At 70.9% G+C, this 25669-nt stretch carries 18 protein-coding genes, 1 tRNA gene and 1 pseudogene; 11 read left to right on the top strand and 9 right to left on the bottom strand.

Annotation, left to right across the window (positions count from 1 at the left end):
• Nucleotides 1-104: 104 nt before the first annotated feature.
• The 3 genes from ACIP4Y_RS08090 to ACIP4Y_RS08080 form a co-directional block, all read right to left on the bottom strand.
• The gene (locus tag ACIP4Y_RS08090; protein WP_401389333.1) at nucleotides 105-941 is read right to left on the bottom strand and encodes an aldo/keto reductase; all 837 of its coding nucleotides are present in this window, start codon (nucleotides 939-941) and stop codon (nucleotides 105-107) included.
• A 234-nt stretch (nucleotides 942-1175) separates the two neighbouring features.
• Nucleotides 1176-3002, bottom strand: a complete 1827-nt coding sequence (locus ACIP4Y_RS08085; protein ID WP_401389330.1) for an AMP-dependent synthetase/ligase — start codon at nucleotides 3000-3002, stop codon at nucleotides 1176-1178.
• A gap of 414 nt (nucleotides 3003-3416) precedes the next feature.
• Complete coding sequence (locus tag ACIP4Y_RS08080; RefSeq protein WP_401389327.1) at nucleotides 3417-4286, bottom strand: LysR substrate-binding domain-containing protein; 870 nt, start codon at nucleotides 4284-4286, stop codon at nucleotides 3417-3419.
• Between the two features lie 171 nt (nucleotides 4287-4457).
• Between ACIP4Y_RS08080 and ACIP4Y_RS08075 the strand changes: the two genes are divergently transcribed.
• Complete coding sequence (locus ACIP4Y_RS08075; RefSeq protein WP_401389324.1) at nucleotides 4458-5474, top strand: bile acid:sodium symporter family protein; 1017 nt, start codon at nucleotides 4458-4460, stop codon at nucleotides 5472-5474.
• On the opposite strand, the gene ACIP4Y_RS08070 is transcribed toward ACIP4Y_RS08075, so the two are convergent.
• Nucleotides 5424-7301, bottom strand: a complete 1878-nt coding sequence (locus tag ACIP4Y_RS08070; protein WP_401389321.1) for an exo-alpha-sialidase — start codon at nucleotides 7299-7301, stop codon at nucleotides 5424-5426. The genes ACIP4Y_RS08075 and ACIP4Y_RS08070 overlap by 51 nt on opposite strands.
• Nucleotides 7302-7416: 115 nt before the next feature.
• Nucleotides 7417-8361: a zinc-binding alcohol dehydrogenase family protein gene (locus ACIP4Y_RS08065; RefSeq protein WP_401389318.1), complete on the bottom strand. Its 945-nt coding sequence runs from the start codon at nucleotides 8359-8361 to the stop codon at nucleotides 7417-7419.
• A gap of 126 nt (nucleotides 8362-8487) precedes the next feature.
• On the opposite strand from ACIP4Y_RS08065, the gene ACIP4Y_RS08060 reads away from it, so the two are divergent.
• On the top strand, nucleotides 8488-8925 hold the full coding sequence (locus ACIP4Y_RS08060) for a MarR family winged helix-turn-helix transcriptional regulator (protein ID WP_401389315.1): 438 nt from the start codon (nucleotides 8488-8490) through the stop codon (nucleotides 8923-8925).
• Nucleotides 8926-8975: 50 nt separating this feature from the next.
• Here ACIP4Y_RS08060 and fdhD read toward each other — a convergent pair whose 3' ends face one another.
• On the bottom strand, nucleotides 8976-9824 hold the full coding sequence (gene fdhD / locus ACIP4Y_RS08055) for a formate dehydrogenase accessory sulfurtransferase FdhD (protein WP_401389312.1): 849 nt from the start codon (nucleotides 9822-9824) through the stop codon (nucleotides 8976-8978).
• Nucleotides 9825-9831: 7 nt separating this feature from the next.
• Nucleotides 9832-9958, bottom strand: a pseudogene (locus ACIP4Y_RS08050) (Fe-S-binding domain-containing protein); the annotation flags it as partial.
• A gap of 188 nt (nucleotides 9959-10146) precedes the next feature.
• Between ACIP4Y_RS08050 and ACIP4Y_RS08045 the strand changes: the two are divergent.
• From ACIP4Y_RS08045 to ACIP4Y_RS08005, 9 genes are all read left to right on the top strand, one after another.
• A complete protein-coding gene (locus tag ACIP4Y_RS08045; protein ID WP_401389309.1) occupies nucleotides 10147-11094 on the top strand; it encodes a beta-ketoacyl-ACP synthase III in 948 nt (315 codons plus the stop codon).
• Nucleotides 11095-11211: 117 nt separating this feature from the next.
• Nucleotides 11212-11889, top strand: coding sequence for a GntR family transcriptional regulator (locus ACIP4Y_RS08040; protein WP_358636926.1), 678 nt, complete (start codon nucleotides 11212-11214; stop codon nucleotides 11887-11889).
• A gap of 192 nt (nucleotides 11890-12081) precedes the next feature.
• Nucleotides 12082-12166 (top strand) — tRNA-Leu (locus ACIP4Y_RS08035).
• Between the two features lie 412 nt (nucleotides 12167-12578).
• The gene (fusA, locus tag ACIP4Y_RS08030) at nucleotides 12579-14624 is read left to right on the top strand and encodes an elongation factor G (RefSeq protein ID WP_401389305.1); all 2046 of its coding nucleotides are present in this window, start codon (nucleotides 12579-12581) and stop codon (nucleotides 14622-14624) included.
• A 418-nt stretch (nucleotides 14625-15042) separates the two neighbouring features.
• Nucleotides 15043-16359 carry an ABC transporter substrate-binding protein gene (locus ACIP4Y_RS08025; protein WP_401389302.1) on the top strand — a complete coding sequence of 439 codons (1317 nt, stop codon included), beginning with the start codon at nucleotides 15043-15045 and terminating at the stop codon, nucleotides 16357-16359.
• 5 nt (nucleotides 16360-16364) lie between these two features.
• On the top strand, nucleotides 16365-17351 hold the full coding sequence (locus tag ACIP4Y_RS08020) for a carbohydrate ABC transporter permease (RefSeq protein ID WP_401390626.1): 987 nt from the start codon (nucleotides 16365-16367) through the stop codon (nucleotides 17349-17351).
• Between the two features lie 7 nt (nucleotides 17352-17358).
• Nucleotides 17359-18198, top strand: a complete 840-nt coding sequence (locus tag ACIP4Y_RS08015) for a carbohydrate ABC transporter permease (protein WP_401390623.1) — start codon at nucleotides 17359-17361, stop codon at nucleotides 18196-18198.
• 29 nt (nucleotides 18199-18227) lie between these two features.
• On the top strand, nucleotides 18228-19592 hold the full coding sequence (locus tag ACIP4Y_RS08010; protein WP_401389300.1) for a GH1 family beta-glucosidase: 1365 nt from the start codon (nucleotides 18228-18230) through the stop codon (nucleotides 19590-19592).
• 123 nt (nucleotides 19593-19715) lie between these two features.
• A complete protein-coding gene (locus ACIP4Y_RS08005) occupies nucleotides 19716-21590 on the top strand; it encodes a discoidin domain-containing protein (protein ID WP_401389297.1) in 1875 nt (624 codons plus the stop codon).
• A gap of 313 nt (nucleotides 21591-21903) precedes the next feature.
• Here ACIP4Y_RS08005 and ACIP4Y_RS08000 read toward each other — a convergent pair whose 3' ends face one another.
• Together ACIP4Y_RS08000 and ACIP4Y_RS07995 are read right to left on the bottom strand one after the other, a co-directional pair.
• Entirely contained in the window at nucleotides 21904-22506 is a 603-nt protein-coding gene (locus tag ACIP4Y_RS08000; protein WP_401389295.1) for an HD domain-containing protein, read from the bottom strand.
• A gap of 61 nt (nucleotides 22507-22567) precedes the next feature.
• Nucleotides 22568-25414 carry an ABC transporter substrate-binding protein gene (locus ACIP4Y_RS07995; RefSeq protein WP_401389292.1) on the bottom strand — a complete coding sequence of 949 codons (2847 nt, stop codon included), beginning with the start codon at nucleotides 25412-25414 and terminating at the stop codon, nucleotides 22568-22570.
• Nucleotides 25415-25669: the final 255 nt, after the last annotated feature.

The following is a 25669-nucleotide window of genomic DNA, read 5'->3' as shown; positions in this document are numbered from 1 at the left end:
CCGGTACGTCCGTCACGCCCGAGCGTGCCCGGCCGTGCGCCCCGCGCGGCAGCGGGCAGCACGGCCGGGACCGGCGGAGGGCGGTGTCGCCCTTTCGCCGGTGGTCAGCCCAGGTCGAAGGTGGCGGGGTCGGGGCCCAGGCGCCGGTCCTCGTTGAGGGCGCTGATCGCGGCGAGGTCCTCGTCGTCCAGGCTGAAGTCGAAGACCTCGATGTTCTCCTTGATCCGGGACGGCGTCACGGACTTCGGGATCACGATGTTGCCGAGCTGGAGGTGCCAGCGCAGCACGACCTGGGCCGGGGTGCGGTGGTGCTTCTGCGCGATCGCGACGATCGCCGGCACCTCCAGCAGGCCCTTGCCCTGGCCGAGCGGCGACCAGGCCTCGGTGGCGATGCCCTGCTCGGCGTGCAGCTCGCGCGCCTCGCGCTGCTGCAGGTGCGGGTGCAGCTCGATCTGGTTGACCGCCGGGATGACCGAGGTCTCCGAGATCAGCTGCCGCAGGTGCTCGGGAAGGAAGTTGGAGACGCCGATGGCGCGGACACGGCCGTCGGCGTGCAGCTTCTCGAACGCCTTGTAGGTGTCGGTGTACGTGCCCCGGGACGGCAGCGGCCAGTGGATCAGGTACAGGTCGACGTAGTCGAGACCCAGCTTCTCCAGTGACGCGTCGAACGCGCGCAGCGTGGAGTCGTACCCCTGGTCGCTGTTCCAGAGCTTGGTGGTGACGAAGATGTCCTCGCGGGGCAGGCCGGAGGCGGCGATGGCCTTGCCGGTGCCCTCTTCGTTGCCGTAGATCGCAGCGGTGTCGATGCTGCGGTACCCGGCCTCCAGCGCCGTGGCGACGGCCCGCTCGGCCTCGTCGTCCGGCACCTGCCAGACGCCGAAGCCCAGCTGGGGCATCTGGACGCCGTTGTTGAGGATGATCGGGGGGACCTTGCTGCTCACGAGCCTCTTGATCCTTCGGTTGTCGACAGGTGGTACTCGTATCGTCAACGATCACGGGCCGCTGTGCATTCCTGACCACGCGATCCGCTTGCAGTTCCGTGAACCTGGTACGTGCCGGGTACACCGGATGAGAAGGTCTGGTGAAGCCCTGGTTGTCAGCCCGTGGAGGCCGTACCGGAGGCGCCACCGGCGGCGCCCGCCGACGTCCTCGGGCCAGTGAGAGCCGACGAGACGTCAGGTCTGGTAGAGCGCGTCGACCTCGTTGGCGTACGCCTTCTCGATCGCCTTCCGCTTCAGCTTCAGCGACGGCGTCAGCAGCCCGTGTTCCTCGGTGAACGGCTGGGCCAGGATGCGGAAGGTACGGATCGACTCGGCCTGCGAGACGAGGGTGTTGGCGGCGACCACAGCCCGCCGTACCTCCGTCTCCAGGTCCGGGTCCCGGACCAGCTCGGCCGGGGCCAGCCTGGGCTTGCCGCGCATCTGCAGCCAGTGTTCGACCGCCTCCTGGTCCAGGGTGACCAGGGCGGCGATGTAGGGGCGGTCGTTGCCGACCACGATGCACTGGTTGACCAGCGGATGTTCGCGGACCCGCTCCTCCAGCACGCCCGGGGAGACGCTCTTGCCGCCGGAGGTCACCAGGATCTCCTTCTTGCGGCCGGTGATAGTCAGATAGCCGTCCTCGTCGAGGGAGCCGAGGTCGCCGGTGGCGAGCCAGCCGTCGTGCAGGGTCTGGTCGGTGGCCTTGGGGTTGTTGAGGTAGCCCTGGAAGACGTTGCCGCCGCGCAGCCAGATCTCCCCGTCGTCGGCGATGTGCACGGTCACGCCCGGGATGGCCTGGCCCACCGTGCCGTAGCGGGTGCGCTCGGGCGGGTTCGCGGTCGCCGCGGCCGTCGACTCGGTCAGGCCGTAGCCCTCGTAGATCTGCACACCGGCGCCCGCGAAGAACAGTCCCAGCCGGCGGTCCATAGCCGATCCACCGGACATTGCATTCCGTATACGGCCGCCCATAGCCGCCCGGACTTTTGCATACACGAGCTTGTCGAACAGCTGGTGCTGCATCCGCAGCCCCGCCGACGGGCCCGGCCCGATGCCCCACGCCTTCGCCTCCACCGCCTCCGCGTACTTCACGGCGATGTCGACGGCCTTCTCGAACGGCCCGGCCTTGCCCTCCTTCTCGGCCTTGCGGCGGGCGGCGTTGAACACCTTCTCGAAGATGTACGGTACCGCGAGGATGAACGTCGGCCGGAACGCGGCCAGGTCGGGCAGCAGCGCGGCGGCGTGCAACTGCGGCTGGTGCCCGAAACGGACCCGGCCGCGGATCGCGGCGACCTCCACCATCCGCCCGAAGACGTGCGCCAGCGGCAGGAACAGCAGCGTGGACGCCTCGTCGCCCTTCTTGGAGTGGAACACCGGCTCCCACCGCTGGATCACGGTGTCCGCCTCGAACATGAAGTTGCCGTGGGAGATCACACAGCCCTTGGGGCGGCCGGTGGTGCCGGAGGTGTAGATGACGGTGGCCACCGAGTCCGGGGTCACCGCCTGCCGGTGCCGGTGCACCACCTCGTCGTCCAGGTGCGACCCCGCGTCGTACAGCTCCTGCACGCAGCCGGCGTCCAGCTGCCACAGCTGGCGCAGCTGCGGCAGCCGGTCGATGACGGTGGCGATGGTCATCGCGTGGTCCTCGTGCTCCACGATCGCCGCGGTCACCTCGGCGTCGTAGAGCATCCAGAAGCACTGCTCGGCCGAGGAGGTGGGGTAGACGGGCACCACCTGCGCGCCGATGGTCCACAGGGCGAAGTCGAAGAGGGTCCACTCGTAGCGGGTGCGGGACATGATCGCGACCCGGTCGCCGAACCGGACGCCGCGGGCGAGGAGGCCCTTGGCGAGGGCCATGACCTCGTCGCGGAACTCGGCGGAGGTGACGTCCCGCCACTGTCCGTCGGGGTCCTTGCGGCCGAGAGCGATGTGCAGCGGGTCGGTCAGGGCATGGTCGAAGACGACGTCTGCCAGACCGCCCGCCGGCGGCGCCGACGCCAGCGGAGGGTTGGTGAACTCGCGCAACCTCGCTCCCCGTGTCTCGCGCCTCAGTGACGTTGGTCCACGCACCGCACAGCGCGGTGAAAGCTACCCCACCCGGTCGGTATGCGGGAGGGGTACGGAAACCGAGCAAACCTCACGTTCCACCTGGACGAGGGTCGCGAAATGCCCGCACATGGGGAAGGGCCGGACACGATACTGACGGGTCAGTAAGTTTCGGTCCCGTAATCTCCACCGAATCTGTACGCGCCGATTACGGCGCCCCACGCGCGCGCGGCGGCCCGGGAGCCCCGCTCGACACCGCCCAGGGCGCGCAGGGCTCCGTCGCCGGCCTGGCCCGCCACGACGCCCTTCCTGCGCCGGGTCAAGCAGCTCACGCACCGCTCGGCGCGCTCGCAGGCACCGGGGAGGACATTCCGGCGACCGGGTCCGGCCGGGTCAGCCGCCGCTGCGGCGCAGCCGCTCGCCGCCCGCCAGAACCGCCGCCGCCAGCGCGTTCGCGGCGCTCTCGGACGGCCCGCGGCGGCGGCCGTGGACGAGAACGAAGTCGACCCTGCCCAGATCCGGCAGGCCCGCACGGTCGGGCAGCCGGAACAGGCCCGGCGGGATCAGCCGCCGGGAATGGGCCATCACGCCGAGGCCGGCGCGGGCCGCCGCGATCAGCCCGTTGAGGCTGCCGCTCGTACACACGATCCGCCACGGACGGCCCTGCCGCTCCAGTACCTCCAGCGCCCGGGCCCGGGTGATGCCCGGCGGCGGATACACGATCAGCGGAACCGGCCGGTCGGGCTCCAGGCGCAGCCGCTCGGCGCCGATCCACACCAGGTCGTCGCTCCAGACCAGCTCACCGCGCGGATCCTCCGGACGCCGCTTGGCCAGCACCAAATCGAGCTTCCCGGCGGCCAGCTGCTCGTGCAGGGTTCCCGACAGCTCCACCGTCAGCTCCAGATCGACCTCCGGATGGTCGTAGCGGAAGCCCTCCAGGATCTCCGGCAGCCGGGTCACCACGAAGTCCTCCGAGGCGCCGAAACGCAGCCGGCCACGCACGCGCGTGCCCGTGAAGAACGCCGTGGCCTGCTCGTGCACCTCCAGGATCCGGCGGGCGAACCCCAGCATCACCTCCCCGTCCTCGGTCAGCTCCACCGAGTGGGTGTCGCGGGCGAACAGCTGCCGGCCGGCCGCGTCCTCCAGCCGGCGCACATGCTGGCTGACCGTGGACTGGCGCAGCCCCAGCCGCCGGGCCGCCTGCGTGAAGTTCAGCGTCTGGGCGACCGCCAGGAAGGTGCGCAACTGCGTCGGGTCGTACACGCCCCCCGAGCCTAGCGCAGTCATCGCACTGTGTGATGACAGTGAGAGCGGTATGCGGGATTCCCGATCAGCCGCCCGAGGAGGACGATGGACAGGGGCCCTACGGCCCCGGGAACGCCCGTCACCCACCGCAATCGGAGCACTGTGAAACGCCTGCGCCGGCCGAGTCGGATGCCGATCGACCCGTACATCCTGCTGCTGCTCGGGACGGTCGGTCTCGCCGCGCTCCTCCCCGCCCGGGGCACCGCCGCCGACGTCACCTCCGGCGCCTCCACGGCTGCGATCGCCTTCCTCTTCTTCCTCTACGGCGCCCGCCTGTCCACCCGCGAGGCACTCGACGGACTCAGGCACTGGCGACTCCACGTCACCGTCCTGATCTGCACCTTCGTCGTCTTCCCGGTGTTCGGGCTCGCCGCGCGCGGGCTGGTCCCGGTCCTGCTGACCCAGCCCCTCTACCAGGGCCTGCTCTTCCTGACGCTGGTGCCCTCCACGATCCAGTCGTCCATCGCCTTCACCTCGATCGCCCGGGGCAACGTGCCCGCCGCGATCTGCGCCGGGTCCTTCTCCTCCCTCGCCGGCATCGTCCTCACCCCGCTGCTCGCGGCGGGACTGCTCGGGGGCGACGGGGTCGGGTTCTCCACCGACTCGCTGCTGAAGATCGTGCTCCAGCTGCTGGTGCCGTTCCTCGCGGGGCAGCTGCTGCGGCGCTGGATCGGCGGCTTCGTCACCCGGCACAAGAAGATCCTCGGGCTCGTCGACCGCGGCTCCATCCTGCTGGTCGTCTACAACGCCTTCAGCGAGGGCATGAACCAGGGCATCTGGCACCAGGTCAGCCCCGTCCGACTGGCCGGCCTGCTTGGCGTCGAGGCCGTCCTGCTGGCCGTGATGCTGCTCCTGACCTGGTACGGCGCCCGGGCCCTCGGCTTCCGCCGGGAGGACCGGATCGCCATCCAGTTCGCCGGGTCGAAGAAATCCCTCGCCTCCGGACTGCCCATGGCGAGCGTCCTCTTCGGCAGCCACGCCTCCTTGGCCGTCCTGCCGCTGATGCTCTTCCACCAGATGCAGCTGATGGTGTGCGCGGTCATCGCCAAGCGGCGCGCCCACGATCCCGAGGCGACCGCGGACGCGGCCGAGGGGTCAGCCGTGCACCCGGTCGAGGGGCAGCCAGAGGACCGTGTCCTGCGGTGACCGCAGGACGTCCGGGTCGGTCAGCTCTTCGTCGGTGAGCGCCCTGTCCCAGAGGCGCACCTCGTCCAGCGCGCCGGTGAAGAAAGCGCGGCTGTCCATGCGCTGACCGAGGTGGACGCCGAAGGGGGAGTTGCGGCTGACGGAACCCGGTACATCGGCGGCGGCAGACTGCATACCGTCGACGGACAACGACAGCCGGCCGCCGCCGCGGCGGAGTACGGCGTGGTGCCAGTGGCCGTCGTTGTATGCGATATCCGTGCGAACGTATGCAGTCTGCGGTGGACTGGCGGCATTCCGCACGGTGATCAACGCCTGTAGACGGTTGCTCGCCGGCTCCCCGCGCAGCCACATCTGTGGCTGGCTGGTGCCGACCCCGCCCATCCACAGCAGCGGCTGCTCCCCGGCTGTCGCCGTGTACCGGAACCGGAGCGACGCCGTGAAGTCCTTCGTGCCCAGGGGGAGGGCGGCGCGGTACGGCAGGCGTACGGCGTCGCCCGTGCCGTCGAACTCCAGCGCGTTCCCGGAGACTCCGTCCGTCTCCTCCGGGTCGCCGAGCACCGCGGCGGGGCGGGCGTGCGGGGCGAGGTCGGCGGTGACCGGGTCGGGGCCGCGGCGCGGGGCGAGCCAGTCCTCGGTGAAGCGGGCGAAGCGGATCTCGTCGCGGGCGTCCACCGCGCCCCCCTCGTACATGAGGCCGACCGTGCCGGAGCCGACGCGCACCAGGTCGGAGTAGCCGGACCAGTCCGTGGTGACGACCGTGCCGCGGTCGACGCTGTCCCAGGTCCTGCCGCCGTCGTAGGAGGAACGGATCATCATGGTGCGCCGCCGGTCGGGGTCGCCGGGGCAGGCGAGCAGAAGACGGTCGCCCAGGCGCAGCAGCGAGCCCTGCACCTGCGGGGTGTACAGGTCGGGCTGGTCGCGGAACGGCGCGGTGAAGCTGGTGCCGCCGTCGCGGCTTACGGCCTGGGTGCGGTGGCCGAGGTCGGTACCGTCCTGCTCCCGACCGCTGACCAGGACCGAACCGTCGCCGCGCTCGGCCAGGGTCAGTTCGGAGGGCTTCTGCCGGAAAGTGCCGTCGGCGGCGACGGGCCAGCTGTCGGTGGCGCCGATCCGCCAGTGGCCGCCGTGGTCGTCGCTGACGATCAGGGCCGCGCGGTTGGTGGTGACCCTGCTGCCGTTCCACGTCTCGGCGTTGACCCCGAAGACCAGGCGCCCCGCGTACCGGCCGCGGGTGAGCTGGATGCCGTGCACGGGCCCGGTGGCGTACCAGGAGTTCCAGTCGGCGGGCAGGATCTCGGGACTCAGGTCGCGCGGCTCCGACCAGGTTCGGCCGTCGTCGTCGCTGTACTGCAGATGCGGGGTGCGGTCGCAGGGGACCGAGCAACTGGCGCTGTCGGTACGGCCCGTGTTGTAGGTCTCGGCGAGCCAGACGCGACCGGTGGCGCGGTCCACGACCGGTGCCGGGTTGCCGTGCGTGTCGCCGGCGCCCTCGTTGACCACCTGTAACGGCCCCCAGGTGCGGCCGCCGTCGGTGGAGCGTTTGAGCACGATGTCGATGTCGGCCGCGTCCCCGCAGTTGAGGACCCGGCCCTCGGCGAACGCCAGCAGTGTGCCGTCGACCGTTCTGACGACCGCCGGAATACGGAAGCACGCGTAGCCGGGGTCCTGGGTGGCCTTGAACAGCACCTGTTGCTCGAACGCCGGTGCGGTGCCGCCCGCCGGTCGGGCGTGGGCCGGGTGGGCGGGGACGAGCGGTGCGAGCAGGCCGGTCGCGGTGACGGCGGCGGCGAGTGCGGATCTGAGCCGGGCGCGAAGAGATGACGGCACGATGTGACCTGCCCTTCGTCAGCCGGACATCTGGACATCCCGACATCCCACGTCCGATGTCCGTCCCATCGACGGTAGTTGGGGGTGGCGCACGTCACAAGAAGCGTGCAGGCGGTTATGGGCGCAGGACGACCTTGCCGAGGTTGGCCCGGGATGTGATCACCGCGTGAGCAGCCGCCGCGTCTTCCAGGGCGAACTCCCCGTGCACGGCCGGTTTTACGGTGCCCTCGGCGAACAGGCGCCACAGGTCCTGCCGCCACTGCTCGTACAGGTCCGGCCGGCCGCGGGCGATCAGCGCCATCTGGAAGCCGATCACAGATTTGGCCCCGACCAGCAGGTCGTACGCCTGGACCGTGCCGCCGCCGGAACTGTAGGCGACCAGGCGGCCGTGCGGGGCGAGCGCGGCGAGGGCGGAGGTGAGCAGGTCGCCGCCGACGGCATCCAGTACACAGTCGACCGGATCACCCCAACTGTCGTCGTCATACTGCATACAGTCGTCCGCACCGAGTGAGCGGACGAAGTCCGCCTTCGCCCGACCGGCCAGGGTCTCCGCCTTCGTCGGACCCGATACGGCCCCCAGCACCCGTCCCGCACCCCGCGCCCGCGCCAGCTGTACGGCGAGATGCCCGACGCCGCTCGCAGCCGCCGTGACGAGGACCGACTCTCCCGGAGCGAGCCGCGCTGCCTCCAGCGCGCCCAGCGCCACGAGACCACTGCGCACCAGCGCGACCGCGGTCACGGCGTCGGCGTCGTCCGGTATCGGTGAGGTCATGGCCTCGTGCAGCAGGGCGAACTCCGCGTACCCGTGCCCGAAGCACAGCCCGGTCACCCGGTCGCCGACGCGGAAGCGGGTGGCGCCTTCGCCGGCCGCGACCACCTCGCCCGCGACCTCGCCCCCCAGTTGCACCGGCTCTGCGGCCTCGGCCACCTTGCGGACCATCGGCAGGGTGACACCGACGGCCGCGCAGCGCACCAGCAGCTCCCCGGGGCCCGGTTCCGGAACGGGGGCCTCCTCCACGAACAGGGGTCCGCCGGTGGATTCGTACCGGACGCGACGCATGGCAACCTCCAGAGACCGGGCGAGCCGGCGCGATAATCATTGGGAACACCCATGAAGTCGTTGGGGACCCCAACGATAAGGGGAATTCGTTGGGGAGTCCAATGATTGTTCGGATAGGCTGCCGTCATGGCCGATGCACCCCTGCCCGCGATCCGCTCTCTGCCCAGCTGGCTCCTGGGGCGAGCTGCCGCGCGGGGCCGCGCCCTGGTCGCCGACGCCCTCGCCGCCGAAGGGCTGAAAATGTGGCACCACGTCGTCCTCTCCGCCGTCCGTGACCTCGCCCCGGTGGCCCAGGCCGAGCTGGGGCGCAGCGTGAGCCTCGACCCCAAGGACGTCGTCGGCATCCTCAACGACCTCCAGTCCGCCGGCCTGGTCGACCGCGCCCCCGACCCCCGCGACCGGCGCAAGAACGCTGTCTCCCTCACCGAAGACGGCGCCCGTCTCCTCGTACGCTGCGAAAAGGCCGCCCGGCAGGCCAACGACGAACTGCTCGCCCCGCTGTCGGCCGCCGAACGCGACCAGTTCATGGGTCTGCTGCTCCGGATTTCCGGCACGGAGGGCTGACGGAGCTGCGCGTTGGCCGACCGGCCGAACACGCTCGAAAAGCGCACCGGTCAGTTGTGGATGGCCGGCTCCTGGAGGGTGATCCGGTCCTCGCCCGCGTACACGTTCATCGAGCTGCCCCGAAGGAAGCCCACCAGGGTCAGACCGGTCTCCGCGGCCAGGTCCACGGCGAGCGACGAGGGCGCCGACACGGCCGCGAGCATCGGGATGCCCGCCATGACCGCCTTCTGGGCCAGCTCGAAGGAGGCCCGGCCGGAGACCATGAGGATCGTCCGGGACAGCGGCAGTCCGTCGTTCTGCAGCGCCCGTCCGACCAGCTTGTCGACCGCGTTGTGCCGGCCCACGTCCTCGCGGGTGTCCAGCAGTTCTCCTTCCGCACTGAACAGGGCGGCCGCGTGCAGGCCCCCGGTCCGGTCGAACACTCGCTGTGCCGACCGCAGCCGGTCGGGAAAGCTTGCCAGCAGCTCGGGGGTGACCCGGAGCGGGGGAGTGTCGGCGATCGGCCAGCGCGCGGTCGTACGAACGGCGTCCAGGCTCGCCTTGCCGCACAGTCCGCACGAAGAGGAGGTGTAGACGTTCCGCTCCAGACTGAAGTCCGGGAGTGTGACACCGGGCGCGGTCTTCACGTCGACGACGTTGTAGGTGTTCGAACCGTCTACGGTCGCCCCGGCACAGTAGACAATATTCTGCAGATCGGATGCCGCAGCCAGCACACCTTCGCTCACCAGGAAACCGGCGGCCAGCGCGAAGTCGTCGCCGGGGGTGCGCATGGTGATCGCGAGCGGCTTGCCGTTCAGCCGGATCTCCAGGGGTTCCTCGGCGACGAGCGTGTCCGGCCGGGTGGAGACCGCGCCGTCCCGGATGCGGAGCACCTTGCGTCGTTCCGTGACTCGTCCCATGTTCTGATCAGCCCCGGTTCTGTATGTACTGGTAGCGGAAACGGCCCTTGCTGCAGAGGTTGCCGTGGGTCACCGGGTTGTCGTGCGGCCGAGGTGACCTCCACGATCTCATTGTCCTGCACATGGGGAGTCAGGTGCAGCCTGGTCTGCGCGTACTGCGGAGCAGACCGGATGGTGACGCGGTGGATGCGTGCACGTCCGACAGTCTGAGGAGAGCCGACAATCCCGGCGCCCGATTCCTGTGGGTTCACCTGCCCTCGTACCCGTGAGTCACTGATCAGACTGTGGATCCCGCTACCCACGGCACGAGGGGATCCCCGTCATGAACGGCTCACGCATCGCCGCCATCGGTCACTACCAGCCCGCCAGGGTGCTCACCAACGACGAGCTGGCAGACATGGTCGACACCAGTGACGAGTGGATCCGCACCCGGGTGGGCATCAGGACCCGGCATATCGCCGGCCCTGACGAACCCGTCGACGAACTGGCCGCGCACGCCGCCGCCAAGGCCCTCGCCGCGGCCGGCCTCTCTCCGGGCGACATCGACCTGGTCCTCGTGGCCACCTCCACCGCGATCGACCGCTCCCCGAACACCGCCGCCCGGGTCGCGGCCCGGCTCGGCATCCCGCAGCCCGCCGCCATGGACGTCAACGTGGTGTGCGCCGGCTTCACCCATGCGCTGGCCACCGCCGACCACACGCTCCGGGCCGGCGCGGCCACCCGTGCCCTGGTCGTCGGCGCCGACAAGATGTCCGACGTCGCCGACTGGACCGACCGCTCCACCTGCGTCCTCGTCGGCGACGGCGCCGGGGCCGCTGTACTGACGGCATGCGCGCCGGGGGAGGAGCCCGGGGTCGGACCGGTGCTGTGGGGGTCGGTGCCGGAGATGGGGCACGCCGTGCGGATCGAGGGGACACCGCCGCGGTTCGCGCAGGAGGGGCAGAGCGTCTACCGCTGGGCCACCACCCAATTGCCTGCCATCGCCCGCAAGGCCTGTGAGAGGGCGGGCGTGGCACCCGGGGACCTCGCCGGGGTCGTCCTCCACCAGGCCAACCTGCGGATCATCGAACCGCTGGCCGAGAAGCTCGGCGCCGTCAACGCGGTGATCGCCCGCGATGTCACCGAATCCGGCAACACCTCGGCCGCCAGTATTCCGCTCGCCTTCTCCAAGCTGGTCGAGCGAGGAGCGCTCAGCACCGGCGATCCGGTGCTGCTGTTCGGCTTCGGCGGCAATCTGTCGTACGCCGGGCAGGTCGTACGCTGCCCCTGAGTCCAGGATTCTGTGCACCGTCTCCTGAATACGGTGCACGTAGATTGTAGACAAAAGACAATCGATACTGAGCGTCCAGCGCCCGCGCGCCCGGACCTGCCCAGGAGGGGGACCGCGATGTTGTCGACCGGACTGCCGCAGGGGGCGGTGCCCAAGCTGGAACGCCCAGGGCCGCTGCGTGAACGCGTGTACGAGGCGCTGCTGGAACTCATCACCACCCGCGCCCTGCAGCCCGGTCAGCACCTCGTGGAGAGCGAACTCGCCGGGCACCTCGGCGTCTCACGTCAGCCCGTGCGCGAGGCGCTGCAGCGGCTCAACACCGAGGGCTGGGTCGATCTGCGGCCCGCGCAGGGAGCGTTCGTGCACGAGCCGACCGAGGGGGAGGCCGACCAGCTGCTCACGGTCCGCACCCTGCTGGAGGCGGAGGCGGCCCGGCTGGCCGCCCTGAACGCCGACGAGGCGGGTGTCGACGCGCTCCGCCTGATCGTGGAGCAGGGCCGGCTGGCCGTCGCCGCCGACGACGTCAACCGGGCCGTGGCGCTGAACGCCGCCTTCCACGCCAAGATCATGGAGTTGGCCGGGAACGCCGTTCTTTCCGAACTCGCCGCCCAGGTCGACCGCCGGGTCCGCTGGTACTACACGCCGGTGGCCCGCCTCCGCGGTGGCACCTCCTGGTCGGAGCACTCCGACCTCATGCTGGCCATTCGCGCTCACGACGCGGACCTGGCCACCCGGCTCATGCGGGAACACACCGAGCGCACGCGCCACTCGTACCACCACCGCAAGGAGTCCTGACCGACGGCGGTCCGGCCTGGGAGCCCGTCTTTCACCTACCGTACGCAGGATCTTGCGGACTGTATACCGTCGGCAATCCGCCGCTCCGCACCCGTCCCGCGGACGGATACGCAGGTGAAACGCACTCCGAAACCTTGGTATTGTTGTCCATGTCGCCGCGGGGAACACACCCAACAAGGCGGCAGACACCTAGTCCGGGTGGCGGAATGGCAGACGCGCTAGCTTGAGGTGCTAGTGCCCTTTATCGGGCGTGGGGGTTCAAGTCCCCCCTCGGACACCGACAGGAACCCCATGGCTGCGGCCATGGGGTTCCTTCGTTGCCGCAGCAGCAAGCCCCCGGCGAAAAAACCGGTACTCCACCGGCTGATCGTTTCCCTAGACTCGCCACGCACCGCGCGCCGTGCCCGCACCAGGGCGGCGCGCTTCGTGAGCCGTGATGATCGAGGGGAGCCGGGCCGTGCGTGACCGTACCGCCGTCGTCGTTCCCCCTGCGCGGACCGAGGTGATCCTGGTGTCCTCGTCCGTCCGGTGCCCGCTGCGCGGCCGGTACCGGATGCCCGTGACGCCCCGCTGACACCCCAGCCGTCCGCCCGGCACCCGTCCGGCCGCCGCCGTACCGTCCGCTCCTTCCGGCACACGGGGAATCGCGCCGCCCTTTTCCAGGACCACTTCCCGAAAGGCACCGGGCCGTGCGCACCCACATCGACACCCTTGCCGCCGTCCGCAACCTCGGCATCCTCGCCCACGTCGACGCCGGCAAGACCACCGTCACCGAGCGGATCCTGTATGCGACGGGCACCACCCACAAGCGGGGCGAGGTGCACGACGGCACCACCGTCACCGACTTCGACCCGCAGGAACGCGACCGTGGCATCACCATCTTCGCCGCCGCCGTCAGCTGCGCCTGGGACGGCCACCGCATCAACCTCATCGACACCCCCGGCCACGTCGACTTCGCCGACGAAGTCGAGCGGTCGCTGCGGGTCCTGGACGGGGCGGTCGCGGTGTTCGACGCCGTCGCCGGCGTCGAACCGCAGAGCGAGTCGGTGTGGCGGCAGGCCGACCGGCACGGCGTCCCGAGGATCGCGTTCGTCAACAAGCTGGACCGTGCGGGCGCCGACCTCGACCGGGCCGTCGGCTCCATCCGGGACCGGCTGCACCCCGCGCCGCTGGTCGTCCAGCTGCCGATCGGCGCCGAGGACGGTTTCACCGGCGTCGTGGACCTGGTGCGGATGCGGTCCCTGGTGTGGCGCGACGGCGAGACCACGGCCAGGGAAGGGGCGGTGCCCGAGGGGCTGCGGGAGGAGGCGGTACGGCGACGGCGCGCGCTCGAGGAGGCGGTCGCGGAACGGCATCCGGCCGCGCTGGAGGAGTTCTGCGACCGCGAGACGCTCTCCGCCGCGACCCTCACCGCTGCCCTGCGCGACCTCACCCGCACCGGTGACGGCGTGGTCGTGCTGTGCGGCTCCGCCTACCGCAACCGCGGGATCGAACCGCTGCTGGACGCGGTGGTGGCCTATCTGCCGTCGCCGCTGGACGTACCCGCCGTACGCGGTGTCGGCGCGGACGCCGGGCAGCGGCGCGCCGCCGACCCCGAAGTTCCGTTCGCGGGGCTGGTGTTCAAGGTGAACGCGAGCGCCACGGGTCGGCTGGCCTTCGTGCGGGTCTACTCCGGCACCGTCGAGAAGGGGGACACCGTGCGGGACCCGGGCAGCGGGCGCACCGAGCGGGTGGCGCGGATCCTGCGGGTCATGGCGGACCGGCACGTCCAGCTGGACCGGGCGGTCGCCGGTGACATCGTCGCGCTTGCGGGCGTGAAGTCGGCCCGGGTCGGTGCCACGCTGTGCGACCCCGGGGCCCCGTTGCTGCTGGAACCGCCGGTGGCAGCCGAGCCCGTGGTGTCCGTGGCGGTCGAGGCGCGGCGCAGCACGGACACCGGGCGGCTCGCGGCGGCGCTCGCCCGGCTCGCCGAGGAGGACCCCTCGCTGGTGGTGCGCACCGACGCGGAGACCGGGCAGACCGTGCTGTCCGGGATGGGCGAACTCCACCTGGAGGTCGCGGTGGAGAAGATCCGCCGCGACGGCGGGCCGGAGGTCACGGTGGGCCGTCCCAGGGTGGCGTACCGGGAGACCGTCGTCGGCGGCGTCGGCGGGTTCGTGTTCCGGCACGTCAAACAGGACGGCGGCGCGGGGCAGTTCGCGCATGTCGTCCTGGACGTGGAGCCGCTCGGACCCGAAGTGGGCTTCACCGGTTTCGTGTTCCGGTCCGCCGTGGTCGGCGGGCGGGTACCGCAGGAGTACGTGCGCGCGGTGGAGGCCGGCTGCCGGGATGCGCTCGCCGAGGGACCGCTCGGCGGGCACCCGGTGACCGGGCTGCGCGTCACGCTCACCGACGGCTCCACCCATGTGAAGGATTCCTCCGACACGGCCTTCCGCACGGCCGGCCGGCTCGGTCTCCGCGAGGCCCTGCGGGCGTGCACGACCGCGCTGCTCGAACCGGTCGCCGAGGTCACGGTGACCGTGCCGGAGGACGCGGTCGGCGGGGTGCTCGGGGACCTGGCCGCCCGCCGGGGCCGGGTCGGCGGCTCGCAGACCCGAGGCGGTGCGGCCGTACTGACCGCGACCGTGCCGCTGGCCGAACTGTTCGGCTACGCCACCCGGTTGCGCAGCCGCACGCAGGGCCGGGGCACGTTCACCACCCGGCCCGCCGGTTACGCGCCCGCACCGGTCCGGTAAGGGGTACGGTCCCCGGTGCCGGCCCGCATCACGAGTCGTCGTTGGCTCGATGGTGCGGGCCGGCGCCGTGCCGAAGGCCGCAGCACGCTGATCATCGGCGCCACGTTCTCGCCCTTCAGCCACTTCAACCCCCTCCTCACCGGGCCCTCGGTCCGTGGCGGGTGCGGGTGCGGGTGCGGGTGCGGGTGCTGGGCTGCGGCCGTGCGGGGGCGCCGTTCCGGGGTCGGGCGGACAGCTCCCACCCGATCCCGGCTCCCACCCGATCCCGGCTCCCACCCCATCCCAGCTCCCACTCCACTCCCGATCCCTCGCCGAATCCACTCCCCCCGCCCAATCCCTTGACGAGCGCCCCCGCGACGGATTAACTCACGTCCTAAATTAAGTCATGAGTGCAATCCCTGAAGGGACACCGGGAGCCATGCGCAGGATCCGAGCCGCGGCCGTAGGCGCCGTCACCCTGTCTCTCGCCCTTGCGGCCACGGCCTGCGGAGGCGGATCGTCCACCGGCGGCGGGTCCGACGACTCGCCGAAGACGCTGACGTACTGGGCCACCAACCAGGGCGCCAGCGTCGCCGTGGACAAGAAGGTTCTCCAGCCCGAGCTCGACAAGTTCGAGAAGCAGACCGGCATCAAGGTGAAACTGGAGGTCGTGCCCTGGTCGGACCTGCTCAACCGGATCCTCACCGCGACCACCTCGGGCCAGGGCCCGGACGTGCTGAACATCGGCAACACCTGGAGCGCCTCGCTGCAGGCGACCGGCGCGCTGCTGCCGTGGGACGAGCAGAACTTCGCCAAGATAGGCGGCCGGGACCGCTTCGTGGAGTCCGCGCTCGGCTCGACGGGCGCGCAGGGCAAGGACCCGGCGGCGGTGCCGCTGTACTCGATGGCGTACGCGCTCTACTACAACAAGAAGATCTTCGCCGACGCCGGGATCAGCAAACCGCCCGCCACCTGGGACGAGCTGATCGCCGACGGCAAGAAGATCAAGGCCCGGGGCAAGTCGGTGCTCGGCGCCGAGGGTGCGAACCTCTCGGAGAACATCCACCACGTCTTCGTCTTCGCCAAGCAGCACGGCGCCGACTTCTTCACCGCCGACGGCAAGCCCGACTTCACCGATCCCAAGGTCGTCGAGGCGGTGAAGAGTTACGTCGATCTGATGGCCAAGGACAAGGTCATTCCGGCCGGCGACGCCGAGTACGCGCAGAACCAGTCCGTCAGCGACTTCGCCAAGGGCAAGCAGGCGATGCTGCTGTGGCAGTCGGCCGCCGCCAACCTCAAGTCCCAGGGCATGAGCGAGGACGCGTACGGCATCGCCCCCGTACCGGTCCGCTCCGGCACTCCCGGCCAGGGCACCCAGGTCAACTCGATGGTCGCCGGCATCAACATCGCCGTCTTCCGGAACACCCACAACCTCGACGGCGCAACGAAGTTCGTGAAGTTCATGACCTCCGACGCCGAGCAGAGGGTCCTCAACACGGCCTACAGCACCGTCCCGCCGGTCAGGTCCGCGCAAGCCGACCCGGCCTTCGGCGCCCCCGACACCGCGGTGCTGAAGAACACCCTCGCCACGAGCGCGGCCGCGCTGCCGCAGGTGCCGTCCGAGTCGCAGTTCGAGACGACGGTCGGTACGGCCGTCAAGGAGCTGTTCGCCGACGCCGCCGCCGGACGCGCCGTGACCACCGACTCGGTGAAGGCGAAGCTGGAGAAGGCCCAGCAGCAGATGCCGGCGGCGTGACCACGATGACGACCACCGCACTGAAGGAACCGGTGCGCGAGACGTCCCCCGGCGCGGCGCGCGCACCGCGCCGCCGCGCCGGGCGGATCCGCCGCGTCTCCCTGCCGTACCTGCTGCTTCTGCCCGCGCTGCTCCTCGAACTCCTCGTGCACCTGGTGCCGATGGTGATCGGCATCGTGATGAGCTTCAAGGAGCTCACGCAGTTCTACATCCGCGACTGGAGCACCGCGCCCTGGAGCGGCCTGGACAACTACCGGGTGTCGGTGGACTTCGACGCCCCGGTCGGCAAGGCGCTGCTGCAGTCGTTCGGCGTCACCGTCGGCTTCACCCTGCTGTCGGTCGGCCTGTGCTGGCTGATCGGCACGGCCGCCGCGGTCTTCATGCAGGACACCTTCCGCGGCCGCGGCCTGCTGCGCGCGCTGTTCCTGGTGCCGTACGCGCTGCCCGTGTACGCGGCCGTCATCACCTGGGTGTTCATGTTCCAGCACGACAACGGGCTGGTGAACCACGTGCTGCACGACCAGCTGCACCTCACCGGCGAACCGTCGTTCTGGCTCATCGGCGACAACAGCTTCTACGCCCTGCTGACCGTGTCGGTGTGGAAGGGCTGGCCGTTCGCGTTCCTCATCGTGATGGCCGGACTGCAGAACATCCCCCGGGAGCTGTACGAGGCCGCCGCGCTGGACGGCGCCGGGCTGTGGCAGCAGATCCGCCGCATCACCCTGCCGTCACTGCGCCCGGTCAACCAGGTGCTGGTCCTGGTGCTGTTCCTGTGGACGTTCAACGACTTCAACACGCCGTACGTGCTGTTCGGCAAGGCCGCTCCCGAAGCCGCCGACCTCATCTCCGTGCACATCTACCAATCGTCCTTCGTCACCTGGAACTTCGGCACCGGCTCGGCCATGTCCGTCCTGCTGCTGCTCTTCCTGCTGGTCGTGACGGGCGGATACCTGCTGCTGACCTCACGCGGACGGAGGACCGCCGATGTCTGAGTCGCCCATGGCGCCGCCGCGTTCGTTCCTGTGGTCGCGGCGGGTGTTCCTGACCCTGCTGGCCGCCTTCGTGCTCACCCCGGTGTACGTGATGGTGTCCAGCTCGCTGAAGCCGCTCGCCGACGTCACCGGCCGGTTCCGCTGGCTGCCCAGCGAGCTGACGATCCGCCCGTACATCGACATCTGGTCGACCGTGCCGCTCGCCAAGTACTTCGTGAACTCGCTGATCGTGGCGGGTGCGGCGACCGTCTGCTCGGTGGTCATCGCGGTGTTCGCCGCCTACGCCGTCAGCCGGTACGAGTTCCGCGGCAAGCGCGTCTTCACGGTCACCGTGCTGTCGACGCAGATGCTCCCGGGCATCCTGTTCCTCCTCCCGCTGTTCCTGATCTACGTCAACATCGGCAACGCCACCGGCATCGCCCTGTTCGGCTCCCGCGGCGGGCTGATCCTGACGTACCTCACCTTCTCGCTGCCGTTCTCCATCTGGATGCTGATCGGTTACTTCGACTCGGTGCCGCGCGACCTGGACGAGGCGGCGCTGGTGGACGGCTGCGGCCCGCTCGGCGCCCTGTTCCGGATCGTCGTTCCCGCCGCGGTCCCCGGCATCGTCGCGGTCGCCGTCTACGCGTTCATGACGGCCTGGGGAGAGGTGCTGTTCGCGTCGGTCATGACCAACGACACCACCCGCACCCTCGCCGTCGGCCTCCAGGGCTACTCCACCCTCAACGACGTCTACTGGAACCAGATCATGGCCGCCTCGCTGGTCGTCAGCGTGCCCGTGGTGGCCGGCTTCCTGCTGCTGCAGCGCTATCTCGTCGCGGGTCTGACGGCGGGCGCCGTCAAGTGACCCCCACCCCTCATCCCGAAGGGACTTCCGTGTCCGAACCCATCGACCTCGCCGCCTTCCCCCGCGACTTCCTGTGGGGCACCGCGACAGCGGCGTACCAGATCGAGGGAGCCGTCGCCGAGGACGGCCGTGCGCCCTCGATCTGGGACACCTTCTCCCACACCCCGGGGAAGATCGCGAACGGCGACCACGGCGACGTCGCCTGCGACCACTACCACCGCTGGCGGGAGGACATCGGGCTGATGCGGCAACTCGGCGTCAACGCCTACCGGTTGTCCGTGGCCTGGCCGCGCGTGATCCCCGGCGGGACCGGCCCGGTGAACCCCAAGGGCCTGGCCTTCTACGACGAGTTGGTGGACGCCCTGCTGGAGGCGGGCATCACCCCGTCCGTCACCCTCTACCACTGGGACCTGCCGCAGGTGCTCCAGGACCGCGGCGGTTGGCCGGAGCGGGACACCGCCCTGGCGTTCGCCGAGTACGCCTCCGCCGTCGCCGAACGACTCGGCGACCGGGTCACGCTCTGGGCCACCCTCAACGAGCCTTCCTGCTCGGCCTGGATCGGTCACCTGGAGGGCACGATGGCCCCCGGCTGGACCGACCTCACCGCCGCCGTCCGCGCCTCCTGCCATCTGCTCCTCGGCCACGGCCTCGCCACCCAGGCGATCCGCGCGGCCGCACCGGGCGCGCGGATCGGCATCGTCAACAACCTGTCCACCGTGCACCCGGCCACCGACCGCCCCGAGGACCGGGCGGCGGCCCGCCGGCACGACGGCCATGTCAACCGCTGGTGGCTCGACCCGGTGCACGGCCGCGGCTTCCCCGCCGACATGGTGGAGACCTACGGTGTCGAACTCCCCGTGTCCGAGGCGGACTTGCTGACCATCGCCGCCCCGCTCGACTGGCTCGGCCTGAACTACTACTTCCCGGCGCACGTCACCGACGACCCCGGCGGGCCCGCGCCGTACGCCCGTTCCGTCCGCCGCGAGGGCGTCCCGCGCACCGGCATGGACTGGGAGATCGACGCCTCCGGCCTCGAGACGCTGCTGCTCCGGCTCACCGAGGAGTACGGCGCCCGGCAGATCCACGTCACCGAGAACGGCTCCGCCTTCCCGGACGTGGTCCGCCCCGACGGCAGCGTCGACGACCCCGAGCGCCGCGACTACCTCGAACGCCACCTCGCCGCCTGCGCCTCCGCGGCCCGCAAGGGTGCTCCGCTGGCCGGCTACTTCGCCTGGTCCCTGCTGGACAACTTCGAGTGGGCGTACGGCTACGACAAGCGCTTCGGCCTGGTCCACGTCGACTACCGCACCCAGGTCCGCACCATCAAGGGCAGTGGCCACCGGTACGCGGACATCGTCCGCGTCCACCGGGGCCAGAGCCGCCGGGCCGCCTGAGCCCGGCCCGGACGGCCGGTGGACACGAGCGGGGAGTCCCGTGTCCACCGGCCGGCACACCCGGTATGTCATGCATATGACATCCAGTGAGCAAGTGCACCTCCACCCCACGAGGAGAGCCGCATGCCAACCCGTGTCCGCCGCACCCTGCTCGCCACCCTCGCCGCCACGGCCCTGCTGTCCTCGGGCCCGCTCCTGGCCGCCCCCGCCTCCGCGGCCCCCACGGCCGCCGCCTGGGACACCGACCGGGCAGCCGCCGCCTACCAGGCGAACCCCGCCGCCGTCACCGCCTCCGGCAGCGAGAACGCCGGCACCGCGCCCGGCCTCGCCTTCGACGGCAACGCCTCCACCCGCTGGTCCAGCACCTTCGCCGACGACGCGTGGATCCGCGTCGACCTCGGCTCGGTCATCCGCGTCGACCGCGTCGTCCTCGACTGGGAGGCCGCGTACGGCAAGCGCTACGTCCTGGAGGTCTCGAAGAACGGCACCGACTGGACGCCCTTCTACACCGAGACCGCGGGCACCGGTGGCACGGTCACCGCGCACACCTACCCGCAGGAGATCACCGGCCGCTACGTCCGCCTGCGCGGCCTGGAACGCGCCACGCCCTACGGCTACTCCCTGTGGAACTTCAAGGTCTACGGCGGCGAACCCGCTCCGGCGTCGACGACCCGCACCAACCTCGCGCTGAACCACCCGGCCTACTCCGACTACTACCAGGACGCGGGCCACTCACCGGCGTTCGTCACGGACGGCGGCTGGCCGACGGACCTGAAGGGGGACGCGACGCGCTGGTCGACGGACTGGAATGCGGACCGGTGGGTGTCGGTGGACCTCGGTATGCAGTCGACCGTCGACAGTGTGGACCTGTACTGGGAGGCTGCGTATGCAGTCGACTATCTGCTGCAGGTGTCGGACGACGACCGTACATGGCATACGGTCTACGAACCGCCGTCGACCGAGATCGCGGCCCGCCGCGCGAACATACAGTCGCCCTCCGACGCGACCGGCCTGCACGACACCATCAAGCTGCCCTCACCGGTCACCGGCCGCTACGTCCGTATGCTCGGCAAGGAACGCCGCTCCTTCTACAACCCGGCACCCGCCACCGCCCAGTTCGGCTACTCGCTCTACGAGTTCCAGGTCTGGGGCACCGGCGGCAGCGCGTCGGCCGCCTACCCGGCCCTGCCCGCCGACCAGTCGGGCACCTACCGCACCACCTTCTTCGACGACTTCACCGGCGCCGCGCTCGACCGCTCCAAGTGGCGGGTGGTGCGCACCGGCACGGAGATGGGCCCGGTCAACGGCGAGTCCCAGGCGTACGTCGACTCCCCGGACAACATCCGCACCGAGAACGGTGAGCTGGTCCTCCGGGCGAAGTACTGCAGGGGCTGCACCCGGGCGGGCGGCGGCACCTACGACTTCACCTCGGGCCGCATCGACACCGGCACCCACTTCGACTTCACCTACGGCAAGGTCAGCGCCCGGATGAAACTGCCCGTCGGCGACGGATTCTGGCCGGCCTTCTGGCTGCTCGGCAGCAACGTGGACGACCCGTCCGTCTCCTGGCCGGCCTCCGGCGAGACCGACATCATGGAGAACATCGGCTATCCCGACTGGACCGGCACGGCCCTGCACGGCCCCGGCTACTCGGCCGACGGCAACATCGGGGCCCGCCAGACGTATCCGGGCGGCGGCAGGGCCGACCAGTGGCACACCTACGCGGTCGAATGGACCCCGACGGCCCTGCGCTTCCACGTCGACGACCGCCTGGTCCAGGAGACCACCCGCAACAAGCTGGAGTCCACCCGCGGCCAATGGGTCTACGACCACGACCAGTACGTCATCCTCAACCTCGCCCTCGGCGGCGCCTACCCGGCCGGCTGGAACAAGGTCACCACCCCCTACTGGGGCCTGCCGCAGTCCAGCGTCGACAGGATCGCGGGCGGGGGAGTGCAGGCGGAGGTGGACTGGGTGCGGGTGGAGCAGAAGGGGTAGCCGACAAGCGATGCCGAACACGGCCGATACCGACGACGTTTCCCTGCATCACCTCCGGTGAGAGGGCGGCTACCACGCGTTCTGGACCGTCACAGCCACTGGGGCACTTCTGCAGAGCATTCGATAGCCGCAACCCCCGTGCGTGCTGCTTTACTTCACACGCCCGCCTCCAGCAGGTGCGCCATCCGTCCGCCGCGAGGTCGGCCGTGAACCGCTCGGCCGGCTCCCGCACCAGCGGCCGCTCGGCCGGCCCCAGCGGCTCGTGTTCGCCCATGGGCACTGCGGAGCGCACCGGCACACCGCAGGACATCGGTCACGTGGTGACGGACGTGCCGCCTCGTGGCACCGGCCGCGACAGATCCGGGTCGCCGAAGTCCGTGCGCAGGGCCTGGAACGCGGTGACCTTGTCCTCGCCGAAGCGGCGGACGTGGGCGGCGTACTCGTCGGCGGTGAGGAATGCCGACGGGCGGGACTTGGTGTGGAACTTGTCCGCGTACATCACCAGCCGCTCCTCCTCCGTCACCGCCAGGTAGTCGGCAGCAGGCAGCGGGAGGTTCTGGCTCAGGATGTCGTGCCGGGTGAGGCCGACCCCTGTGTGATGGGAGCAGAACCGGCGCAGCGGCTCGGGATAGCCCTCCTGCTCCAGGATCTCGTGGCCGAGCAGTCCGTGCCGGATGTACTGCGCGTGGTCCAGCCGTCCGCCGGCGTCGTAGAGGCGGTAGACGCCGATGTCGTGGAGGAGGCAGCCGGCGCGCACCAGACCGGCGTCGAGGTGGCGCAGGCGCGGGGCGGACAGGAGCTGTTCGGCGATGCTCCAGACGATCTCGCAGTGGGTGTGGACGAGGGCGAACGCCTCGGCGGTGGGCGCGTACTTCTCGTGCAGCGCACGGATCTCGTCGGGTCCCGGAATGCTCATCCGGTCAGCGTAACCACCATCGTGGAGTGGTCCGGCCCGGCCCGGCCCGGCCCGGACCCGGTCATCCGATCGAGCACTCCTTTACGCTGAGCGGCTTGGTGCTGCCGGCCGGCCGGCTGCACAGCACGTGCGTCTCCGAGATGCCCTGCGGGGTCCTGCGGACCCGCTTGAGCACGATGCTGTGGCCGTGCCGTTCGCCGTACAGGGGCGCGTCGGTGAAGTCGATCGTTCCGGTGGCCATCCCGTCGAGCTTCACGCCTCTGAGGTTGACCCAGGTCGCCGCGCGGCTCTGGCGCACGTCGCCGAGGCTGGCCGCCCAGTACAGCGCACGCGTGGCGTCGTGGGCGAGGGCCGTCTGGCCGCTGGCGAAGCCGGGGGCGTCGTAGGTGGCTTCCTTGCCCTTCAGCCAGGGGAGGTACTTCGCGGCGTCCTCGTAGAAGGCGGTCGTGGAGGCGGCCTCCCTCAGTTCGGCCAGGGCGGCGTGGTAGAGGGTGATCCGCGGGGCCACGCCGTCACGGCCGCCCGTGCCGGAGAACCTGGCCTTGCTCAGGTCGTCGCCCGTGAGGATGGAGATTTCCCGGCTCGCGCAGCCCGGTTCGGTGCCCAGCTGGGTCATCAGCGGACCGATGTCCTCGACCCGTCCGGCGAAGTAGATCACCGAGGGAACCGTCTTCCCCCGGCAGATGCTCTCCGCGTGCAGGCGTAGCTCGGGCTTGCCGTTCGCCACCCGGTAGCGCCGCTCGGGCAGCAGCCGGAAGTGCTCACGGCGGAGCATCTGCCCGCCGTACAAGGCCTGTTCGCTGGTGTAGCGGTCCTGCGCATCCTTGGTGTCGCGGGCCAGCACCAGCGCGTACGGGTCCTTCTCCCGGGCGCGCAGCTGCCGGGCGACGAGGCCGAGCGCTTGCGCCTGGTGCTCGTCGGGCGCCGCGAGGCTGAACCAGTTGGAGAACTGCTTCGGCAGGTAGGTCGCCGAGTTGGTGCCGGAGACGACGGGCAGTCCCACCGCCTGGAGCCGGCGTGTGACGTCGAGGCTGCTCTGCAGGTCCCGGCCGAAGCCGACCACGCCGACGAGGGTCGGGTCCCGGTCGGCGTACTCGGCGATCGCGTCCGCCGTCACGCGCTGCTGCTGCATGTCCACACCCCCGTTGGCGAGCAGTACCCGGAGTTTCACCGTGTAGTTCTCGTTCACCACACGCTGGGCGAGGTACACGCCGGCCAGCTCCTCGGCGCCCTTGACCAGGGAGGAGTCCGTCGTTGAGGAGCTGAGCGGTCCCGCGTACACCACGGTGACGTACGTGCCGCGGTGGTGGCGCAGCACGTCGGCGTTCTCGGCGCGCACCAGGTCCTCCAGCTCGCGCAGCCGCCGGCCCTCCTCGTCGGCTCCGCCCGGGAGGTACGCGCCGAACCGGATGTCTCCGGTGGCTATGCCGACGCACTCCGTGCCACCGCCGGGCGCGGGGCGCCGGACGGTGTCGCGGTCGGCGCTCAGCAGCCCCGCCGAGCAGTAGGCACGGTGCAGTTCGAGTGAGTGGACGACACCTGTGGTGCCGGCGAGGACGAGGACGAGGAGCAGGCTGTACGCCGACCACACCACGCGGGCCAGGGGCGGCCGGTGCCTGGCCCGCACGCACCGCCAGTCCGTCTGCCGCAGCGGCAGCAGCTCGTCGCGGGGCAGCGGCACCCTGAGCACCCAGGGCAGGGCGTTCGTCCGGCTCGGCGACTGGTCGGCCCGGAGGTTCCCGGCCCACTCGTCGTACCAGTGCCGCAACCGCTGCTGGAGGCCCGAGGGCGCGGGCACCGGCCGGCCGGCCGGTGGGTCGGCGTCCGTGCCGCGGTCGAGCAGCGCGGCGTCGCCGGCTGCCACGCCCGCCACGATGAGCAGCGGGTCGAGCTCACTGCGCCTGCTGCGGACGTCGCTGACCGCCCTGATCAGTTCGACGCCGCCGTTGTCCCGGCTGATCCGGCGCAGGAACAGCACCGGCGGGCGGGTCCGCTTGAACCCGCGCAGGTCCCAGCTGCCGCGCCGGTGGTTGTCCCGCAGGTCCTCGAACAGCGCCAGCACATACAGCTGGAGCGGGAACGGGCCGCCCGCCCGCATCGCCTCGGCCACGTCGTAGGTGCGCGCCGCTATGGCTCTCCAGGAGCGGACGGGCCGCAGCAGCCGCACGCTGGTCGACCGGCGGCGGGCGGCGGACTGGAGGAACGTCGTGGTCAGGAACCACCGGCTCTCTCTGCGCAGCCACAGGAAGAGGGGAGCGCGCCCGGGGACGTGGTTGAGGCCGGCGAGCAGGATCATCAGTCCGATGCCCGCCAGGACGGCGACGTACCACTCGGGCCGGGTGAGCAGCGCGGTGAACGCGCCCAGGACGCCCATGGGCAGGAACTGCTGCACGTCGTTGAGGAGCAGCTGCCGGTGCCGGCGCGCGGGTCTGCGGGGCCGCCAGCGCTGCCGGGCCAGGATGCGCAACAGGTGCGTCTGGGCCTGCTCCCGCTGTGCGTTGCCGTCCGGTGTGCCGGCGGGGACGGTCGGCCAGTGCTCACGCATCTCCGGGTCGTCGGTGGCCTCCTGGAGGGCGCGGACGAGGTTGAGGCGGGGGAAGGCGTAGGGCCGGTACGCGGCGGACCGGCCGCCCCACTTCCTGGAGTCGCCGAGATCCCACAGGAGCCGCGTGGCCCTGGCCAGGGGGTCGACGTCCCCCGGCTGCGGCTCGGTCGGGGCGACGGCCAGGCGCGTCCCGTGGCGCTGTTGTCCTTCGCACAGCTCGTCGACGAGTGCGGTGACGCGGTCGTCGTCGGCGGGGTCCTCGGCGTGCAGCACGATGACCGGCATCGGGGAGTCGCTGGTCCGGAAGTCCTGGATCAGCGACTCCAGTTGCCGCTGGACGTCGATTCCGGCCTCGGTCGACATGCCCGGGTGATCACCCGGGCAGTCCTGAGGCAGTGCGTGGTCACGGCCGTGCATGGACACCCCCCGTGGTCTGAAGACACATGTGTCACAAGCGCTTTGTCAGGCTATCGCCTGGCGGTGACAATCGCCCCCGACGGAACGCCGTGCCGGCGGGAACACGGTGCGGACGGGTGCCGGGCGGCCGGGATTTGCTCGCCCACGGCGCCGCCGGCACCCCGCCGCCCGCCCCCGCGGTTCAGGGCTGTCCGTGGCGGG

This window comes from Streptomyces sp. NPDC088810 (assembly GCF_044750305.1).
Taxonomy (GTDB): Bacteria; Actinomycetota; Actinomycetes; order Streptomycetales; family Streptomycetaceae; genus Streptomyces.
This window is presented reverse-complemented; position numbering and strand designations above follow the sequence as displayed.

What these genes read in the sequence shown, in the direction of transcription:
- ACIP4Y_RS08075 (WP_401389324.1), top strand. Translation starts at nt 4,458, where the DNA reads ATGCCGATCGACCCGTACATCCTGCTGCTGCTCGGGACGGTCGGTCTC.
- ACIP4Y_RS08065 (WP_401389318.1), bottom strand. Translation starts at nt 8,361, where the DNA reads ATGCGTCGCGTCCGGTACGAATCCACCGGCGGACCCCTGTTCGTGGAG.
- ACIP4Y_RS08060 (WP_401389315.1), top strand. Translation starts at nt 8,488, where the DNA reads ATGGCCGATGCACCCCTGCCCGCGATCCGCTCTCTGCCCAGCTGGCTC.
- fdhD (WP_401389312.1), bottom strand. Translation starts at nt 9,824, where the DNA reads ATGGGACGAGTCACGGAACGACGCAAGGTGCTCCGCATCCGGGACGGC.
- ACIP4Y_RS08045 (WP_401389309.1), top strand. Translation starts at nt 10,147, where the DNA reads ATGAACGGCTCACGCATCGCCGCCATCGGTCACTACCAGCCCGCCAGG.
- ACIP4Y_RS08040 (WP_358636926.1), top strand. Translation starts at nt 11,212, where the DNA reads ATGTTGTCGACCGGACTGCCGCAGGGGGCGGTGCCCAAGCTGGAACGC.
- ACIP4Y_RS08025 (WP_401389302.1), top strand. Translation starts at nt 15,043, where the DNA reads ATGCGCAGGATCCGAGCCGCGGCCGTAGGCGCCGTCACCCTGTCTCTC.
- ACIP4Y_RS08020 (WP_401390626.1), top strand. Translation starts at nt 16,365, where the DNA reads ATGACGACCACCGCACTGAAGGAACCGGTGCGCGAGACGTCCCCCGGC.
- ACIP4Y_RS08015 (WP_401390623.1), top strand. Translation starts at nt 17,359, where the DNA reads ATGGCGCCGCCGCGTTCGTTCCTGTGGTCGCGGCGGGTGTTCCTGACC.
- ACIP4Y_RS08005 (WP_401389297.1), top strand. Translation starts at nt 19,716, where the DNA reads ATGCCAACCCGTGTCCGCCGCACCCTGCTCGCCACCCTCGCCGCCACG.
- ACIP4Y_RS08000 (WP_401389295.1), bottom strand. Translation starts at nt 22,506, where the DNA reads ATGAGCATTCCGGGACCCGACGAGATCCGTGCGCTGCACGAGAAGTAC.
- ACIP4Y_RS07995 (WP_401389292.1), bottom strand. Translation starts at nt 25,414, where the DNA reads ATGTCGACCGAGGCCGGAATCGACGTCCAGCGGCAACTGGAGTCGCTG.